Source organism: Hungatella sp. SL.1.14 (assembly GCF_024460495.1).
GTDB classification, from domain to species: Bacteria; Bacillota; Clostridia; order Lachnospirales; family Lachnospiraceae; genus Hungatella; species Hungatella hathewayi.
Genome location: NZ_JANFYJ010000007.1, coordinates 57,005 through 72,958 on the forward strand (window position 1 = coordinate 57,005; position 15,954 = coordinate 72,958).

General features: G+C 47.0%; 15 protein-coding genes and 1 pseudogene. 5 read left to right on the plus strand and 11 right to left on the minus strand.

Translation table 11 applies throughout. From position 1 onward, the window contains the following. Positions 1-16 precede the first annotated feature (16 nt). Positions 17-2,080, plus strand: a complete 2,064-nt coding sequence (locus tag NE473_RS09505; RefSeq protein WP_055651757.1) for a DUF5054 domain-containing protein — start codon at positions 17-19, stop codon at positions 2,078-2,080. A gap of 51 nt (positions 2,081-2,131) precedes the next feature. Here NE473_RS09505 and NE473_RS09510 read toward each other — a convergent pair whose 3' ends face one another. The 10 genes and pseudogenes from NE473_RS09510 to NE473_RS09550 form a co-directional block, all read right to left on the minus strand. Next, positions 2,132-2,641, minus strand: a complete 510-nt coding sequence (locus NE473_RS09510; protein WP_242866237.1) for a Fic family protein — start codon at positions 2,639-2,641, stop codon at positions 2,132-2,134. 153 nt (positions 2,642-2,794) lie between these two features. After that, positions 2,795-3,748: an ABC transporter permease gene (locus NE473_RS09515; protein ID WP_006773998.1), complete on the minus strand. Its 954-nt coding sequence runs from the start codon at positions 3,746-3,748 to the stop codon at positions 2,795-2,797. Next, positions 3,745-4,854, minus strand: coding sequence for an ABC transporter permease (locus tag NE473_RS09520; RefSeq protein ID WP_006773997.1), 1,110 nt, complete (start codon positions 4,852-4,854; stop codon positions 3,745-3,747). The genes NE473_RS09515 and NE473_RS09520 overlap by 4 nt, the downstream gene beginning before the upstream one ends. Beyond that, the gene (locus NE473_RS09525; protein WP_006773996.1) at positions 4,851-6,389 is read right to left on the minus strand and encodes an ABC transporter ATP-binding protein; all 1,539 of its coding nucleotides are present in this window, start codon (positions 6,387-6,389) and stop codon (positions 4,851-4,853) included. The genes NE473_RS09520 and NE473_RS09525 overlap by 4 nt, the downstream gene beginning before the upstream one ends. Positions 6,390-6,490: 101 nt before the next feature. After that, complete coding sequence (locus tag NE473_RS09530; protein WP_006773995.1) at positions 6,491-7,675, minus strand: BMP family lipoprotein; 1,185 nt, start codon at positions 7,673-7,675, stop codon at positions 6,491-6,493. A 430-nt stretch (positions 7,676-8,105) separates the two neighbouring features. Further along, positions 8,106-8,435: a hypothetical protein gene (locus NE473_RS09535; protein ID WP_003127052.1), complete on the minus strand. Its 330-nt coding sequence runs from the start codon at positions 8,433-8,435 to the stop codon at positions 8,106-8,108. Positions 8,436-8,448: 13 nt separating this feature from the next. After that, a complete protein-coding gene (locus tag NE473_RS09540) occupies positions 8,449-8,658 on the minus strand; it encodes a helix-turn-helix transcriptional regulator (protein WP_003127053.1) in 210 nt (69 codons plus the stop codon). Between the two features lies 1 nt (position 8,659). Next, on the minus strand, positions 8,660-8,974 hold the full coding sequence (locus tag NE473_RS09545; protein WP_256265216.1) for a DUF6442 family protein: 315 nt from the start codon (positions 8,972-8,974) through the stop codon (positions 8,660-8,662). A 144-nt stretch (positions 8,975-9,118) separates the two neighbouring features. Continuing rightward, positions 9,119-9,208: pseudogene (locus NE473_RS32820) on the minus strand (conjugal transfer protein); the annotation flags it as partial. 140 nt (positions 9,209-9,348) lie between these two features. Then, positions 9,349-9,984 carry a helix-turn-helix domain-containing protein gene (locus NE473_RS09550; protein WP_003127055.1) on the minus strand — a complete coding sequence of 212 codons (636 nt, stop codon included), beginning with the start codon at positions 9,982-9,984 and terminating at the stop codon, positions 9,349-9,351. Between the two features lie 486 nt (positions 9,985-10,470). Here NE473_RS09550 and NE473_RS09555 point away from each other — a divergent pair, with 486 nt between their 5' ends. From NE473_RS09555 to NE473_RS09570, 4 genes are all read left to right on the plus strand, one after another. Next, positions 10,471-11,532: a replication initiation factor domain-containing protein gene (locus tag NE473_RS09555; protein WP_330639025.1), complete on the plus strand. Its 1,062-nt coding sequence runs from the start codon at positions 10,471-10,473 to the stop codon at positions 11,530-11,532. Beyond that, the gene (locus NE473_RS09560) at positions 11,532-11,735 is read left to right on the plus strand and encodes an excisionase (RefSeq protein WP_002610247.1); all 204 of its coding nucleotides are present in this window, start codon (positions 11,532-11,534) and stop codon (positions 11,733-11,735) included. The genes NE473_RS09555 and NE473_RS09560 overlap by 1 nt, the downstream gene beginning before the upstream one ends. 78 nt (positions 11,736-11,813) lie before the next feature. Then, entirely contained in the window at positions 11,814-13,007 is a 1,194-nt protein-coding gene (locus NE473_RS09565) for a site-specific integrase (RefSeq protein ID WP_256265217.1), read from the plus strand. A gap of 187 nt (positions 13,008-13,194) precedes the next feature. Beyond that, complete coding sequence (locus NE473_RS09570) at positions 13,195-14,538, plus strand: MATE family efflux transporter (protein ID WP_055651755.1); 1,344 nt, start codon at positions 13,195-13,197, stop codon at positions 14,536-14,538. Here NE473_RS09570 and NE473_RS09575 read toward each other — a convergent pair. After that, positions 14,516-15,952 (minus strand): B12-binding domain-containing radical SAM protein, encoded by a 1,437-nt coding sequence (locus NE473_RS09575; protein ID WP_055651754.1) that lies wholly within the window; start codon positions 15,950-15,952, stop codon positions 14,516-14,518. The genes NE473_RS09570 and NE473_RS09575 overlap by 23 nt on opposite strands. Positions 15,953-15,954: the final 2 nt, after the last annotated feature.

Here is a 15,954-nt window from a genome sequence, read left to right on the forward strand (position 1 = left end):
TCAATGGAGGAGTATCATGGATTATCAGAAAATCAAGAAAGTGCACGTCGTATACAAGACTCACTTAGACATCGGCTTCACGGATATGGGCCGGAATGTACTGGACCGTTATGTAAAGGAATATATCCCTCATTCCGTCCGCCTGGCAGAGGAGATGAATGGAGGAAAGGAAAAACGGTTTATCTGGACGGTGGGATCGTACCTGATTGATTACTATTTAAAACATGCAGATGCGAAGGCCTTAAGCGAACTGGAGGCCGCCATTGAGAGAGGAGATATCTGCTGGCACGGGATTGCCAGCACCACTCACACGGAGCTTCTGGACATGGATTTATTCCAATATGGCCTGGAGCTGGGCAGCAGGCTGGAGGCGCGTTACAAAAGACATACCATTGCGGCCAAAATGACCGACGTGCCGGGGCATACGATCGCAGTAGTGGATGCGCTGGCAGATAAGGGAATCCGTTTCCTGCATATCGGAGTCAACGCTTCATCCATGGTACCTGAGATTCCGCAGACATTCGTCTGGAGACATGGAACGAAGCAGATCATCGTCCAGTATTCTTCCCAGTACGGGGCGCCGGGGTATGTGGAAGGGATGGATGAGGTGCTGGAGTTCGCCCATACAGGCGATAATCTGGGACCGCAGTCGGCAGAGGAGGTGGAAGCGGAATACGAGCGGATTAGAAAGCTGTATCCCAACGCCGTTGTGGAAGCCTCCACCCTGGATGCGTATGCCGAAAGCCTTCTGGCAGTGGAAGAGACGCTGCCTGTGATCGAGGAAGAGATTGGGGACACCTGGATTCACGGCATTGGTTCTGATCCGTGGAAGGTCAGCCGCTACCGCGAATTAATCCGGCTTAAAGATCAATGGCAGAGGGAAGGCCGGTTTTCCAGGGATTGTGAAGGCTATGATGCATTTATGATGAATCTGATGCTGATCGCAGAGCATACCTGGGGGCTGGATTACAAGAAATATCTGGCCGACTTTAAGAACTGGACCAAGGAAGACTTTCAGAAGGCCAGGACGGCGGACGAGACGACTCTGGAATTCTTAACAAACAGAAATGCACAGATGCGCGAAGTACTGGACATTGATTTCAAACGGTACCGCGGCGGTGTCTTTACCGGATCTTACCGGTATTATGAGAGCTCTCATGAGGAGCAGAGGGAATATTTAAAGAAGGCGTTGGAAGAACTGCCTGCCGATTTAAAAGCGGAGGCGGAACGTGCGCTCACAGGCTGCATACCGGTAAAGGAAGAGTCCGAAGGCCGCAGGGTCTGCGTGGGAGAAATCCTGGAAATCGGCGGCTGGAAAGCGGCAGTCGATGGAAGCGGAGCCATAAGAAAACTGGAACGGGGAGGCAGAGACTGGGCAAAGGACGGAGCCATCGGCCGGCTGGGATATGAGACCTTCAATGCGCTGAACTGTGTCCAGAACTACTACCGCTACAACCGGGCATTCTATGAAAATGGCTGCTGGTCGGAGGGCGATTTCTCCAAACCGGGGCTGGAGTTTGTAGAAGATTTGGAGAACCGGTATTATGAATTCAGCGTCAGGGATTTGAGGGTCTGCGGAGAGGAACTTCTTATTGACCTGGCGGGGGACGCCGAAGCGGCAGAAAAATACGGCTGTCCGCGGGCGGCTCAGATAAAATACGTGTTTGGCCCGCAGATCACCTGCAGCGTGTCCTGGTTTGGCAAAGACGCAAACCGCATGCCGGAAGCCCTTTGGTTCGACTTTATCCCTGATACGGAGAACCCGAACCGCTGGCTGATGGAAAAAATGGGAGTCCCCGTCTCGCCGCTTAACGTCTTGAGAGGCGGCAACCGCCTCCAGCACTGTGTGGAACGGCTGGTCTATGATGGTTCCGACGGAAAAATGGCAATTGAGACCGTGCATGCCCCGTTAGTCAGCGCAGGCGGACGGAATCTCTACGATGATTATCGCAGGCTGCCGGATTTGAGAAAGGGATTTTCGTTCAATCTGTTTAACAATAAATGGGGAACCAACTTCTGCATGTGGTGCGAGGATGACTGCAGATTTGAGTTCAAACTTGATATTTCGGAAAAACGGTAAGAGATACCGGAGGGGATCGGCCGTTTTTCCGTTAAGAGAGCGGCTGTGTACTCAGGTTTTCGCCCTTTCCAGTATCCATCCGGCAATCAGGCGGGTGAACGGCTCCATGTCGTACTCCTTTCCGGAAGCGGAGAGGGCCTGCCGGTATGCTTCCCGGCGTTCGATACCGACAGTAACGGGACAGTAACCTGCAGAAGCCAGAATCAGGTTCATGAGAAGAAACGCAGTCTCTTCATTCCCGCGGTCAAACGGCTGAATATCAATCAGCCGTTTCCCGGCCATGGCTGCCAGTTCGATGGGGTGGAGCGAGGACTTTGAGGAGCGGATCTGATCCGCCAGATGGCCGGTCAGCCTTGGAACATCCTCCGGCTGAGGCGGCTGATATCCGCTGTCTGCATCGGCCGGCATGCCGGTGCGGTAGGAATCTGACGGAGTGGAGCCGCTTTCGGCTGCGGCTGTTCTGTGGAGTTCCCTTATGGTTTCTTCCGTAATGGCTATATCCTGTTGGCGGCCGGTTTTTAATTGATCCGCCTTCTGTAACAGTTCTTTTAATGGTGTCATGATGATTACCTCCTCAGGGCACATTATACCACACGGAAAGAAAAAGGTGCAACGGGATCTGCTTTATCTGCCGGACAGCAAGAAGTCCTCCCGGCCGCGGCTGTATCAGTAAACGCTGCGGCTGGGAGGATTTCTTTGATTTCAGTATGCTTTTTATCTCTGTCCCTTGTCGTAAGGCACGCCTTCCGCCTTCGGAGCCTGGGAATTTTTCGATGTAAATACCAGCACGATCAGCGTGATGATATACGGCACCATCTTGTAAAAATAGCTGGGAATTCCGAGGCTGCTTAAGAACGGAATTCCGGAGTATGCAGCCGCCACTGCCTTCATCAGTCCGAAGAACAGGGAAGCGAACATGATCTTGACCGGCTTCCACTGACCGAAGATCAGTACAGCCAGAGCCAGGAAGCCGTACCCGGCTACATCGGCGTTAAAGTTGGTGGAGGTCGGAACGACGAATACCAGGCCGCCTAAGCCTCCGAGCGCGCCTGAGATCAGGACGCCCGCATACTGCATGTGGTAGACGTTGATGCCCGCCGCATCGGCCGCCTGGGGATGCTCGCCGCAGGAGCGCAGGCGCAGGCCAAACCGCGTCTTATAAAGTACAATCGTGGAAATTACAAAAATTCCGATTCCAATGTAGGTGGTGATATAGGCGTTCTGGAACAGCAGCGGTCCGATAAACGGTATCTTACCCAGCACGGGAACGGAGGTGATACGGAAGGTATTGGTAAACTGTACCTGCTGCACGCCCTGGATGACGCGGGCCACGAAGATGGCGAACGCGGGGGCGAACATGTTTAAGGCGGTACCGCTGATAACCTGGTTCGCCTTCATGTTGATAGAGGCATATCCATGGAACAGGGAGAAAAACATGCCAGTCGCCATGGAGATTAAGACTGCCAGAATCAGCTGCATCTGGCCGCTCATGGTACCTCCCGTAAAATGGATGAACAGGATTCCGGTAAACGCACCCATGGTCATAATTCCTTCGAGAGCGATATTGATGATACCGCTGCGCTCCGAGAACATGGCACCCAAAGCCACGATCATAAGAGGAATCATAAAATACATGGTCTGCTGAAAGATGAAATAAATAACACTCATGCGTCTCCTCCTCCTTTCGCCTGGGCCTCTTCTTTTTCATGGCGCGCCTTCTGCACCCTTCCGATCAGCATCTTCACCATAAGGGCAAAGGCGCTGAAATAGATGATAACCGCCACAATAATATCGATGATTTCCGTTGAAAATTCAAACAGCTGCAGATAAAATCCTCCTGCCGTTAAGTAGGCGATAAAGATGCCGGAGAACAGAACGCCGATCGGATTGCTGAGTCCCAGCAGGGCGACGGAGATTCCGGTAAAGCCTTCGGAAGCCAGAACATCCTTGATCTCGATGTGTTTTCCGGTTCCGGCCAGATAGAGGAGGCCGCCGGCCAGTCCGGCGATGGCGCCTGCGATCATCATGGACATGATGATGCTTTTCTTCTCATTGATGCCGGCGTATTTGCTGGCATCGCGGTTGAAGCCGACCGCTTTCAGCTCATAACCGAATGTGGTCTTGTTTAACAGCAGATAAATCAGGATGACCACGATAATGGCAATGATGATGCCTCCGTTGACACTGGAGCCGGGGAATATCTTATCCAGCCCCATCTTCGGAATATTTGCGGTAGCCGCCACGTTTCTCGATTCATTCCTCAGATTGTTAAACAGTGGCTTGCTGCTCTTTACAATCCAGTTGACGAGATACATGCCGATATAGTTCATCATAATGGAGGCGATTACCTCATTGACGTTATAATAGGCCTTTAACAGACCCGGAACGAGGCCCCATACGGCGCCCATGACAACGCTGGCAAGCAGAGCCACAAACCAGTGTGCCGGCCCTAAGGAGGTCCACAGAATCCCTACGTAGACGGCTCCAAAGCCGCCCATGATAAACTGGCCCGGCGTTCCGATGTTGAAGAGTCCCGTTTTAAAGGCAAAGCCAACGGAGAGACCGGTTAAAATGATGGGAGTCGCATAGTAGAATACCTGCCCGACGCCCTTGGCCCCGTGGGTAAACGCCCCCGTCAGAATCGTTGCAAATCCGGGCAGTGCCTGGGCCGGATTGCAGAGGAACAGGATGATCAGGCCGACGATCAGTCCCAGCACGATGGCAAAGATGGAAGATAGTACGCCAGTGTAATCCCGTGGTTGCTTCTGTTTCATGATTGGCCACCTTCTTTCTTTGAACCGGCCATGTAGAGGCCTAATTCCTGTACTGTAACTTTCTTGGGATCTAAATCAGCCACAACAGAGCCCTCGAACATGACGAGAATCCGGTCGCTTAAGTTCATGACCTCGTCCAGCTCCAGGGATACCAGCAGAATCGCGGCGCCCGCGTCACGCTGCTTGATTAACTCCTTGTGGATATATTCGATGGCGCCCACGTCAAGACCTCTCGTAGGCTGTACCGCCAGCAGGATGTCGTGGTCCCTGGTAACCTCCCTGGCCACGATCGCCTTCTGCTGGTTGCCACCGGACATGCTTCGGGCGCTGGTGTAGGGGCCTTCGCTGCTCCGGATATCGTAACTTTCAATCAGCTTTTCCGAGTAACCGTAGATGCTGTCATTCTTTAAAAAAGAGTACTTCTGAAAATCCTTCTCAAAATACTGCTGGAGCACCAGGTTATAGCCCAGATTATAGTCCAGGACGAGACCGTGTTTGTGGCGGTCCTCCGGGATATGGGAGAGGCCGTGGGTATTTTTATAGCGGATGCTCTTTTTCGTCACATCCTGGCCGTTTAACAGCACCGTTCCCTCACTCATCTCAGCCAGTCCGGTGATGGCGTGGATCAGCTCCGTCTGGCCGTTGCCGTCGATACCCGCGATACAGACGATTTCACCTTTTCGAACCTGGAAGGTGACGTTGCTCACCAGATTCTTGGTGTGCCCCTCTTTGTTGGCTCTGACGGATAAATTCTTTACTTCCAGAACCACGTCTTTCGGGGAGGCGGGGCCCTTTTCCACAGTCAGATTCACCTTGCGGCCCACCATCATCTCGGACATTTCCTCCGGCGTGGTGTCTTTTACGTCTACGGTTCCGATATATTTTCCACGGCGCAGGACCGTGCACCGGTCGGCAACCGCCTTGATTTCGTTCAGCTTATGAGTGATGAAGAGGATGGACTTTCCCTCTTTCACTAAGTCCCTCATGATCTGCATCAGTTCGTCAATTTCCTGTGGGGTTAAGACGGCGGTGGGCTCATCGAAGATCATGATTTCATTGTCACGGTAAAGCATTTTTAAGATCTCGACTCTCTGCTGCATGCCGACCGTGATGTCGGAGATCAGCGCGTCGGGATCGATGGTGAGCTGGTATTTCTCACTTAAATCCATGATTTTTTTCCGGGCGTCGTCCATTTTCAAAAAGCCGTGTCTGGTAGTCTCCATACCGAGGACGATGTTCTGGAGAACGGTAAAATTATGTACCAGCTTAAAATGCTGGTGAACCATGCCGATGCCCAGCGCGTTGGCATCCAGCGGTCCAGTAATCTTTTCTTCTTTTCCTCTGACCTTAATGACGCCTGCTTCGGGCTGATAGAGGCCGAACAGAACGCTCATGAGTGTCGATTTTCCTGCTCCGTTTTCGCCGAGAAGAGCGTGAATCTCGCCCTTTTTCAGCTGCAGAGTGATGTTGTCGTTGGCGATGATGCCGGGAAATTCTTTCGTAATATTCAGCATCTCGATAATATAATCATCCATGGGAACCCCCTTGCAGTGCAAAAAAAGGAGATGGCGTAAGATACCCGTCTTCAGTTGTGACTGGGAAATCAAACGCCATCTCCTTTCTTATGCAGACTCGATTATTCTACGAAGTTGATAGTTGTCTTTTCAAGCGTTAAATCCTTGGTTGGGTCGTTGTTGTCTTCAGAAGGCTGTACGAGAGTGATCTTGCCATCCTTTAACTGAGAGTAGACCGCGTCGTAATCTGCCTGTGTGAAGTTCGTAAACTTGGAGGTCTCCATTGGAAGACCGATACCGTCGTTCTTTGCAGAGAAGATGCTGGTCTTGCCGCCCGGGAAGCTGCCTGCATAGAAATCTCTTACGCCGTCGTAAACAGATACGGAAAGCTGTTTCATAGCGGAAGTGATTACTGTGTCGGATTCATAACTCTGGTCAACGTCAACGCCGATGACCTTGGCGCTCTTTTCTTCAGCAGCAGCCATAACGGAGTTGCCTACTGCGCCGCCGCATCCGAAGATGACTTCCGTGCCGTTCTGATACCAGGATGCAGCCATGGACTGTGCTTCCGGTGTCGCCGCAAATGCGCCTGTGTAGTTATACATGATCTCGATGCCGTCCACGCCCATCTCTTTGGCTGCGTAGTCAGCGCCTTCCGCAAAGCCGTAGCCGTAACGGATAACGGCCGGAACTGCCATACCGCCTAAGAATCCCAGCTTGGTATAGCCGTCTTTTACTGCTGCGTATCCGGCGAGGAAGCCGGGCTCGTCTTCCTGGAACAGAATCGGCATGGTATTGGCTTCCGTTCTGTATTCAGAGTAGTCGCCGCTGTGAGGCTCGCCATCCAGAAGGATGAAATGTACGTCCTTGTACTGGTCCTGTGCCAGATAAACAGGCTCTTCAAATAAGAATCCAGGGCATACAACCAGTTTCGCGCCGCCTTCAATGGCCAGACCAATGGTCTCTAAGTAAGAGTCTGTCGTTCCTTCCTGAGGCTGATAGTACTTGTAGGAAATACCGTTTTCTTCGGCGTACTTTTTCATGCCCTCCCAGGCGCCCTGGTTGAAGGACTTGTCGTCGATGGTACCTAAATCGGTAACAAGAGCCAGTTCATAACCGTCGGAAGATTCCGATTTTACTGCGGTACCGGCTGTTGTCTCTGCTTCTGCCGCTTTTGTTTCCGCGGCAGTTGTCGTCTCCGCGGGAGCAGCTGTTGTGCTGCCGGAACCGGAATTCGAAGAACCGCATGCGCTTAAGGATGCCGCCATCAGGACCGCCAGTGTTACTGCTAATGCTCTCTTTTTCATAATACGTAATTCCTCCTATCGTTTGAAAGATTGTTATTAGAGCTACTATTACTTTACCATATTTTGTCGATAGAAACAACGTTATCGGGCGCGATTTTACAGAATTATTATAAAGGAGCTTGTCATTTAAAGAAAAAATGGTAAACTGATAAAGGATTTAAATGAAATTTTATATCTAATTTTCGATTATCCGCATAAACACTATACTTTCAAGTATTTTGAAGTATAGAAAACCATTCATTTTACCACGAATTTACCACGATTGAATGAGCCTTGATATGATGATAAAACGACTAAGGGAGATAGCACAAATAACTGTGCCTCTCCCTATATTTTCTTTGTTTATTCCGTTGATTACTTCATTTGATTTCAAACTTTAACGCCTTTTTATATCTCGTTTTTTTATTCCTATTATATTCATACCTCAATTCTACTTTTTAAAGCTAATAAGTTTTCCGTTGTATTTTACAATGATGAATATGATATAAAACACTCCTACAACAATCAAAGTAAGCCCTATGTAGTAGCCTAATTCAGAATGAGAGATTAAATTGATAATCGGCATAGCAATAACGCCAATGCTAACCAGCAGAGAACCTATTCCTATTCTTTTTGTAAACGCTTTTTTATCTTTTGGGTTGAGATGTGTATAATGATAACTATGTAAGAAAGTAATATTTTCTTTTATACCCACTTGATAAGATAAAAATAATAAAAACAATCCCATAACTATTTCAACAACCACTTCTTCTATTTCCATAATCATACACTCCTTAATCAAAATAAAATAATTCCTCAAATTTTTTATCTAAAGCTATACAAAGCACTAATGCTAATTTTGCTGTTGGATTGAACTGTCCTGTTTCAATAGAACTTATTGTGTTACGGGAAACTCCAACCATTTCTGCTAATTCCGTTTGCGATAATTTTTTTTCTTTTCGCACCTCTTTTAATCTATTTTTTAAAATTAAATGTTCGTTCATATTACAAACCTGCTGTCAAAAATTTATAAAAGTAATACAACATAAATAGGACAAAGAATAGGGCAGTAACAAATTTAGGTTTACTTCTTGAAAGATATGCTTCATAACTCATATATCCAAATGCTACCGACCAAATAATTGTCATTATGTCATTGTAAGGTTCTTTACAAATAACCTTAATAACAAAGATTAAAATGCAGACAAGCAACACAAATATTAGCCCAAAAGATTTCCCTTTAAGTTTAATGTGTTTTTCATACTCATCAAGATATAAGTTATCTTTTTTGTTTTGTGACAGTATTTTTTCTTTATCCATTTATATTACCCCTTTCCAAAAATACCAAGTATACTTGTCATTTTTATTATAATACTCAATCTCTAAAAGTCAATGTTTTTATACTGTTTTCTTATTATTTTATGACGGCGTATTTTTTTCCATGAGATTATACGCCGTCAATAATTATGTTACAATTTTCCAGTTACTATCCTTATGGAGCATAAGCTCATACTGTGATACTTGCGTCGCCTTTGTCTGATTGTCGATAAACTCATGACACTACACCTTGTTTCCTCTTGTCTGCCAGAAACAGAAAAGAAAAAGCCCTGTCAAGAGCCTTGCCACCATTGGTGGTGCTTTGCACTCTTTACTGGGCTTTTTGTTTGCTGTATCTTCTACAAAGAGGAAAAAAGCTATTCGTCCTCATCATCAAAATGGTTATTTTTCAATACTTCCCGTAATAATTCCATATCTTCTTTTGAATTGGGGTTTATCATTTTTACGACTTGATATGGTGTCCTATATTTATGCCCCTCTATGCTTTCCCCGAACATATCCATGCTGTATAAATCATCATAGCGGTCTAACAGTTTTTGAAATTTCAAATGCTGGATAAATTCTTTGATTGGGTAAAGGTCGGACGCTACAATGCTTTTCCCGTTGATGTAGTCGGTAATATATTCCCGTAACTTCTCTAACTCATATTCCAGCCATTCTTCCTCGCTGTCAAAGAAATTGTCATAATGCCCATGTTTCAGTTCTGCATTTAGTCTTTCTTCAATTCTTAAAAACTGACAGACTTCCTTTTCGGCTTGATTAACATACTTCCATTCTCCCGATAATAATTCATTGGGCGTTACACCCAGCACGTCCATTATCTTTTCTAGTGTATCAAAGGTAGGATAATTCACGCCACGTTCAATCTTGGAAAGGCTCTGCATATTGATACCGATTTTGTCCGCAAGTTCTTGTTGCTTCATTCCTCTGTGTTTTCTTATGGTCTGTATGTTCTCTCCTAAGAAACTGATTTTCTTTTCATAATGCTCCATAACTTAGTATAACCGCTCCTTTCGTTGCTTTTCTTGGTGTTTGTAAGCATATCATACTTAATTTATATTGAAAAGTCAACAAAAACTTCTTGACAAGTAATTCTAATGGCGTTATTATCGTATCAGATGGAGTGATTAAGCACGCTAGGGTCAATCACACGCTTGAGTAAGCATAGAGAAGATATATTTTCACTTTGATAGCATGAATAAGCATGGACTGTCAGACCGAAAATAGTGGTTTCCAAAAGGGGCTGGCTGGAAGGGGCACGTCCCCCAGACGTGTTCGGACAGACAGTTCCTTTTGGAAAGGGAACGCCTTTAGGCGTTCGTAAAGGGCGTATATGTAACACCGCCCTGCGTATACATGTCATAGTACCTAGAAACTGTAATAAATAAAGGAAAAAACACAATTTTTACCCCGCAAAAAAACGGGGCATACGAAAGGAGAAATGCACTATAACTACACACAAAAATTTATCCGTTAAGATTGATTACATCAGCATTGTATTTGAAACGGCAACCGCTGAAGATGTAATCATGCACATTTTAGATTTACCGACTGACATTTTCAATGTTTATCCAGCAATGATAAAATTCAAGACTTATCAAGCACGCTGGCAGATTGGAGATATTTATGTATCGGGAGACGCAAGAAAGACAGAGGATAACCCACAGGGGCTAGGCTGTTATCTTGTTATGACTGGCAGAGGTTGTGATGATATTTCCCGTATTCTCAACAATAGGAATTATACCTTTGGGGATATGTTCCGACGTTGCGAGCGAAGATACGGACTGGATAACTTCCATTTCACAAGACTTGATATTGCCATTGATGATAAAAACGAAAAGCCATTCTTTACCATAGAGCAGATAAAGAAGAAATGCGAAAAAGAAGAATTTATCTCGAATAGTGAGGGTTACCACTTTGACGAAAGCAAGTTTGATGATTTCGACACCGCAAAGACTGTTTATATCGGTGCTGGTAAATCGGGATTGTCCTACCGCTTTTATGATAAAGATAAGGAAGTCTGTTCAAAACATAATAAGACACTTGATGAAGTCGGCAGTTGGAAACGGACAGAAATGCAACTGCGTGATGATAAGGCTCATGCTTTTGCCATGACATTCAAGGACAGACCGCTGGAACTTGGGGAACTGGCTTTCGGGCTATTGGCAAACAACCTACGCTTTGTCGTGCCAAACAGAAATGAAAGTAATAAGAGCAGATGGAAAACGTGTCGGTTTTGGGAACGCTTTTTAGGGGCTGTGGAAGTCTTAAAACTGCAAGTACCGAAACTACATAATTCTCTTGAGGAAACACAGCAATGGCTCACAGAGGGTGGCGTGATTTCCGCTGTGAAAAGTTTTTACTTCTTGGAAGAACATGACGCATTAGGTGGACTGGAAAAAGTGGGAACTATGCTTGATAAGGCAAGATACAGCAATTCCCTTTCCAGCAAACTAACCGCCCACTTACAGAGGATAGACCGCACCGACCTTATCCCCTATATCCAGTATGACACGAAACATGGGAAAGGGGGTATCTGATGAATAACAACGATATTCCTGTATGGGAAAAATACACCCTTACCATTGAAGAAGCGTCAAAGTATTTCCGTATCGGAGAAAACAAGTTAAGACGCTTGGCAGAGGAAAACAAGGACGCTGGCTGGCTCATTATGAATGGCAACCGCATACAGATTAAACGCCGACAGTTTGAAAAGGTCATTGACAAATTGGACGCAATCTAATGCAAATGAGCCTTGTATGTGTTATGATAAACACAAGTCATATCAAGGCTCTTTCCAATAAGGAAAGGAGCAGACACCATGAAAGAAAAAAGACGGGATAGCAAAGGACGTATCCTGCATACTGGAGAGAGCCAACGAACAGACGGAAAATACTTATATAAATATGTGGACGCATTTGGAAACACAAAATATGTGTATGCTTGGAGATTGACACCCACAGACCCGACACCAAAGGGAAAACGGGAAAAACCCTCACTTCGTGAACTGGAACAGCAGATAAGACGGGATATTGAGGACGGTATCGACAGCACAGGCAAGAAAATGACGCTTTGCCAACTCTACGCCAAACAGAACGCACAGAGGGCAAACGTGAAGAAAAGCACACAGAAACAACGGGAACAGCTCATGCGGTTATTGAAAGAGGACAAGTTAGGTGCTAGGAGCATTGATACGATAAAACCCTCTGACGCTAGGGAATGGGCGTTACGCATGAAAGACAAAGGCTTTTCCTATAACACCATTAACAACCATAAACGCTCGTTAAAAGCGTCATTCTATATCGCCATACAAGACGATTGTGTAAGGAAAAACCCTTTTGATTTCAAGTTGAGTGAAGTCCTAGAAAATGATACCAAAGAGAAAGTCGCATTGACAGAGGAACAGGAACAATCCCTACTCTCATTCATCAAGACGGACAATGTGTATCACAAGTATTATGATGATGTGCTGATACTGTTAAAGACAGGACTTCGTATCTCGGAACTGTGCGGACTGACAGTAGCCGATATTGATTTCAAGAATGAAGTTGTGATAATCGACCACCAGTTACTAAAGAGCAAGGAACAAGGCTATTATATTGAAACGCCTAAAACAAAGAGCGGAATAAGGCAAGTGCCATTAAGCAGAGAAACAATACAGGCATTTCAACGGGTTATGAAGAAACGCCCAAAGACAGAACCATTTGTGATAGACGGACGGAGCAATTTCCTATTTGTCAATCATAAAGGCAAGCCCAAAGTTGCGATTGATTATAACGCCTTATTCGTCCGTATGGTAAAGAAATACAACAAGCAACACAAGGACAATCCCTTGCCACATATCACACCGCATACGCTACGCCATACGTTCTGCACAAGGCTGGCAAGCAAGAACATGAACCCGAAAGATTTACAGTATATCATGGGGCATTCAAATATCAGTATCACAATGAACTGGTACGCTCATGCGTCCATAGATACCGCAAAATCAGAGGTTCAGCGTCTAATCGCATAAGAGGTATTTACCACGATTTTAACCACGTTTGATAGCGAAAATATAAGAAGATAGACCTAGATATGTGAGGTTTATCACAAAAGCAAAATGCCCGTAGAGCCGATAAAATAAGGCTTTGCGGACATTTAAGAAGATATAAAAAGATAGTCAAAAAGACATATATAATTTAAACAAAAGGAGGTATATTGTGCAGAAACTAAATCTCTTAGAAGAACCGGTTCCAAAGCTGTTTATCAAGTATCTGATGCCGTCCATCAGTGCAACGCTGGTTACTTCTATTTATATTTTGGCCGACACGCTGATGATCGGCCGCGGAGTGGGAGCCGTGGGAATTGCGGCGTTAAACCTGCTGCTTCCCTTATTCAGCCTGTTTTTTGGAACAGGGATGCTCTTCGGCGTCGGAGGAGGCGTTCTGCTCTCCATCTCGAAGGGACGGCGGGATGAACGGGCGGCCAGAGAGTATTTTACGGTGGCCCTCTGGCTGGCCGCGGCCTTTGCCGTCTTTTACATTGCAGGCGGACATCTGCTTTTCCGGCCGGTGACAGAATTTCTGGGCAGAAATGATACCATGGGGAATTACGTGGATGAATACGGACGCGTCCTGGTTACGGGAGCCCCGGTGTTCTTATTCTCAGCCTTTTTGCAGGCCTTTGTCAGAAACGACCGGGCGCCGAAGGTGTCCATGGCCGCGGTGGTGGCAGGCGGCGTGACCAATGTGATTCTGGATTATATCTTTATATTTCCAATGAAGATGGGGATGGCAGGGGCAGCTGTCGCCTCGGTGATCGGCTCCCTCCTGACGGTGGGAATCCTGCTGACTCATTTTTTCTCACCGGAGAGCACGCTTAAGACGGTGGCCCGCCCGAACTGGAGGAAGGCATGGGAAGTGGTGACAGCCGGCTTTGCCAGCTTCCTGCTGGAGATGTGCAATGGCGTGGTGACATTTTTATTCAACCGCCAGCTTCTTGTCTACGTCGGGGATCTGGGCGTCGTGGTGTATGGAATCATTTCCAACAGCGCCCTGATCGTGGCTTCCATCAGCAACGGCATATCCCAGGCGGTTCAGCCGATTCTTGCGACCAATTACGGCGCAGGCAGGAAGGAACGGTTAAAGGAGACACGCCATTTGGGTGAAATGGCGGTGACCGTGTCGGGCGTTCTCTTTACGGGAATCGGCCTTTTGCTGCCGGCTCTGGTGACGGCAGCCTTTGTAAAGCCTACGGCGGAGATTCTGGCCATGTCCATCCCGGCCGTGCGGATCTATTTCCTGTCGTTCTTCGCCATGGGCTTTAATATTCTTTACAGCACGTATTTCCAGTCCGTGATGAAGCCGGGATACTCCCTGTTTATCTGTATGATGAGAGGGATGGTATTAAATGCTGTTCTTGTGTTCCTGCTGCCGATTGCATTCGGCGTTACCGGAATCTGGTCCGTTATGCCTGTGACCGAGTTTTTAACGCTTTTTGTCTGCCGTTTTCTTCTGACAGCGCAGAATAAAAAACTTCCTTCTAACGGTCCGGCCGCAGTTTAAAGCTGTCTGTAAAGAGCAGCTTCAAAAAAATATTCTTATAGTCTTTCAGCCGCAGAAAGCTGTATATTCCAGCTTTCTGCGCAATTCGAAATAAATCCATGATGAGAAGATAGTATTCAAAATAAAAATGGAAGCGGCTCATGCATTCCGGTTTGACCACCAGGTGCATGAAGTCCCATTTTTCATAATTTTCCGTGGTGAGCCGGTCGCGGTATTCATTAAAGAGCGGCGTCCCCGGTATGGGGGTAAAGATGGAAACTCCCGTATAAGTGATCCGGTGTGCATGAATAAACCGCCGCATATTGCGAAAATCCTCTTTTTTAAAACGGCTGTCGATGATAAAAAGCCCCACCAGATTGATGCCGTATTTATGAAGAATCCGGATGGTCTGTATATTGAGAGCCTGCGAGGAATGCTTCTGGTAGGAATCCAGAAAGCTGTCGGAAACCGCCTCCAAACCGACCATGATGTAGCGGAAGCCGGCTTCTGCCAGCTCCCGGATCAGGGATTCGTGGGCGGCAATGAAATCGGATCGTCCGTAGCAGATAAAGGTTTTTTTGATATTCCGTTCCCGGAGCAGCCGGATAAAGGTTTTGAGCCTTGGAACATCGAATAAAAAGTCGTCATCGGCAATCTGGATGTGATCGCAGGGGATGGTCTCCAGCTCCTCAATGACCGCTTCTAAATCCCTCTGGCAGTAGGTACCGCAGTTGAGCTGGCGGCCGTAGCAGAAGGCACAGTGGAAGGGACAGGACGATGAGGTCTTTAAGAGGGCGACAGGGGAGACGTCTAAGTAGCGGTAATGGCTCTGATAAAGGGAAAATGTCGTGCGGTCCGGAATTGGCAGTTTGTTGATATCAAACGGTTTCATGGGATTTTTGCACCAGAGGCTCTTATTCCGTGAGACTGCGCCATTTTGTACCGTGCCGTTTTCCGTAAGGCAGCTTTGTTCCTGATAGCAGAGTCCGTCAATGGAGGACAGTTCCGGGGGACAGGAGCCATTTTTGAGCGGAATGATCCCTTCTGCCATCAAAACATCAGCAATCGCGTAGATATTGTCGGAACGGCATATGTATGACACCGCCGGATCGAAGAAACGCTCCGGATTCAGCTGTGCATGTGAGCCGCCCACCATGGTGATGCAGCCGGGACACAGCTCCTTTGAGCGCCGGACGTAGGAGAGCATAATGTTTTCCTGAGTGATATAACCGGTGACAGCAACCGCATCGGGGGTGTACTCCCTGAAAACTTCATCAAAACTGCGCCTGTCGAAGGATGCCTCATAGATGATGCTCTCCACATCAAATTCCTTCAGCATGGCTTTTATATACTCCAGTTCCAGAGGCTCCGTCTTAAGAGCCATATCCAGGCTGAATCCGCTGCCTGCGGCTTCCGGTTTTACCAGCAGAATCATAT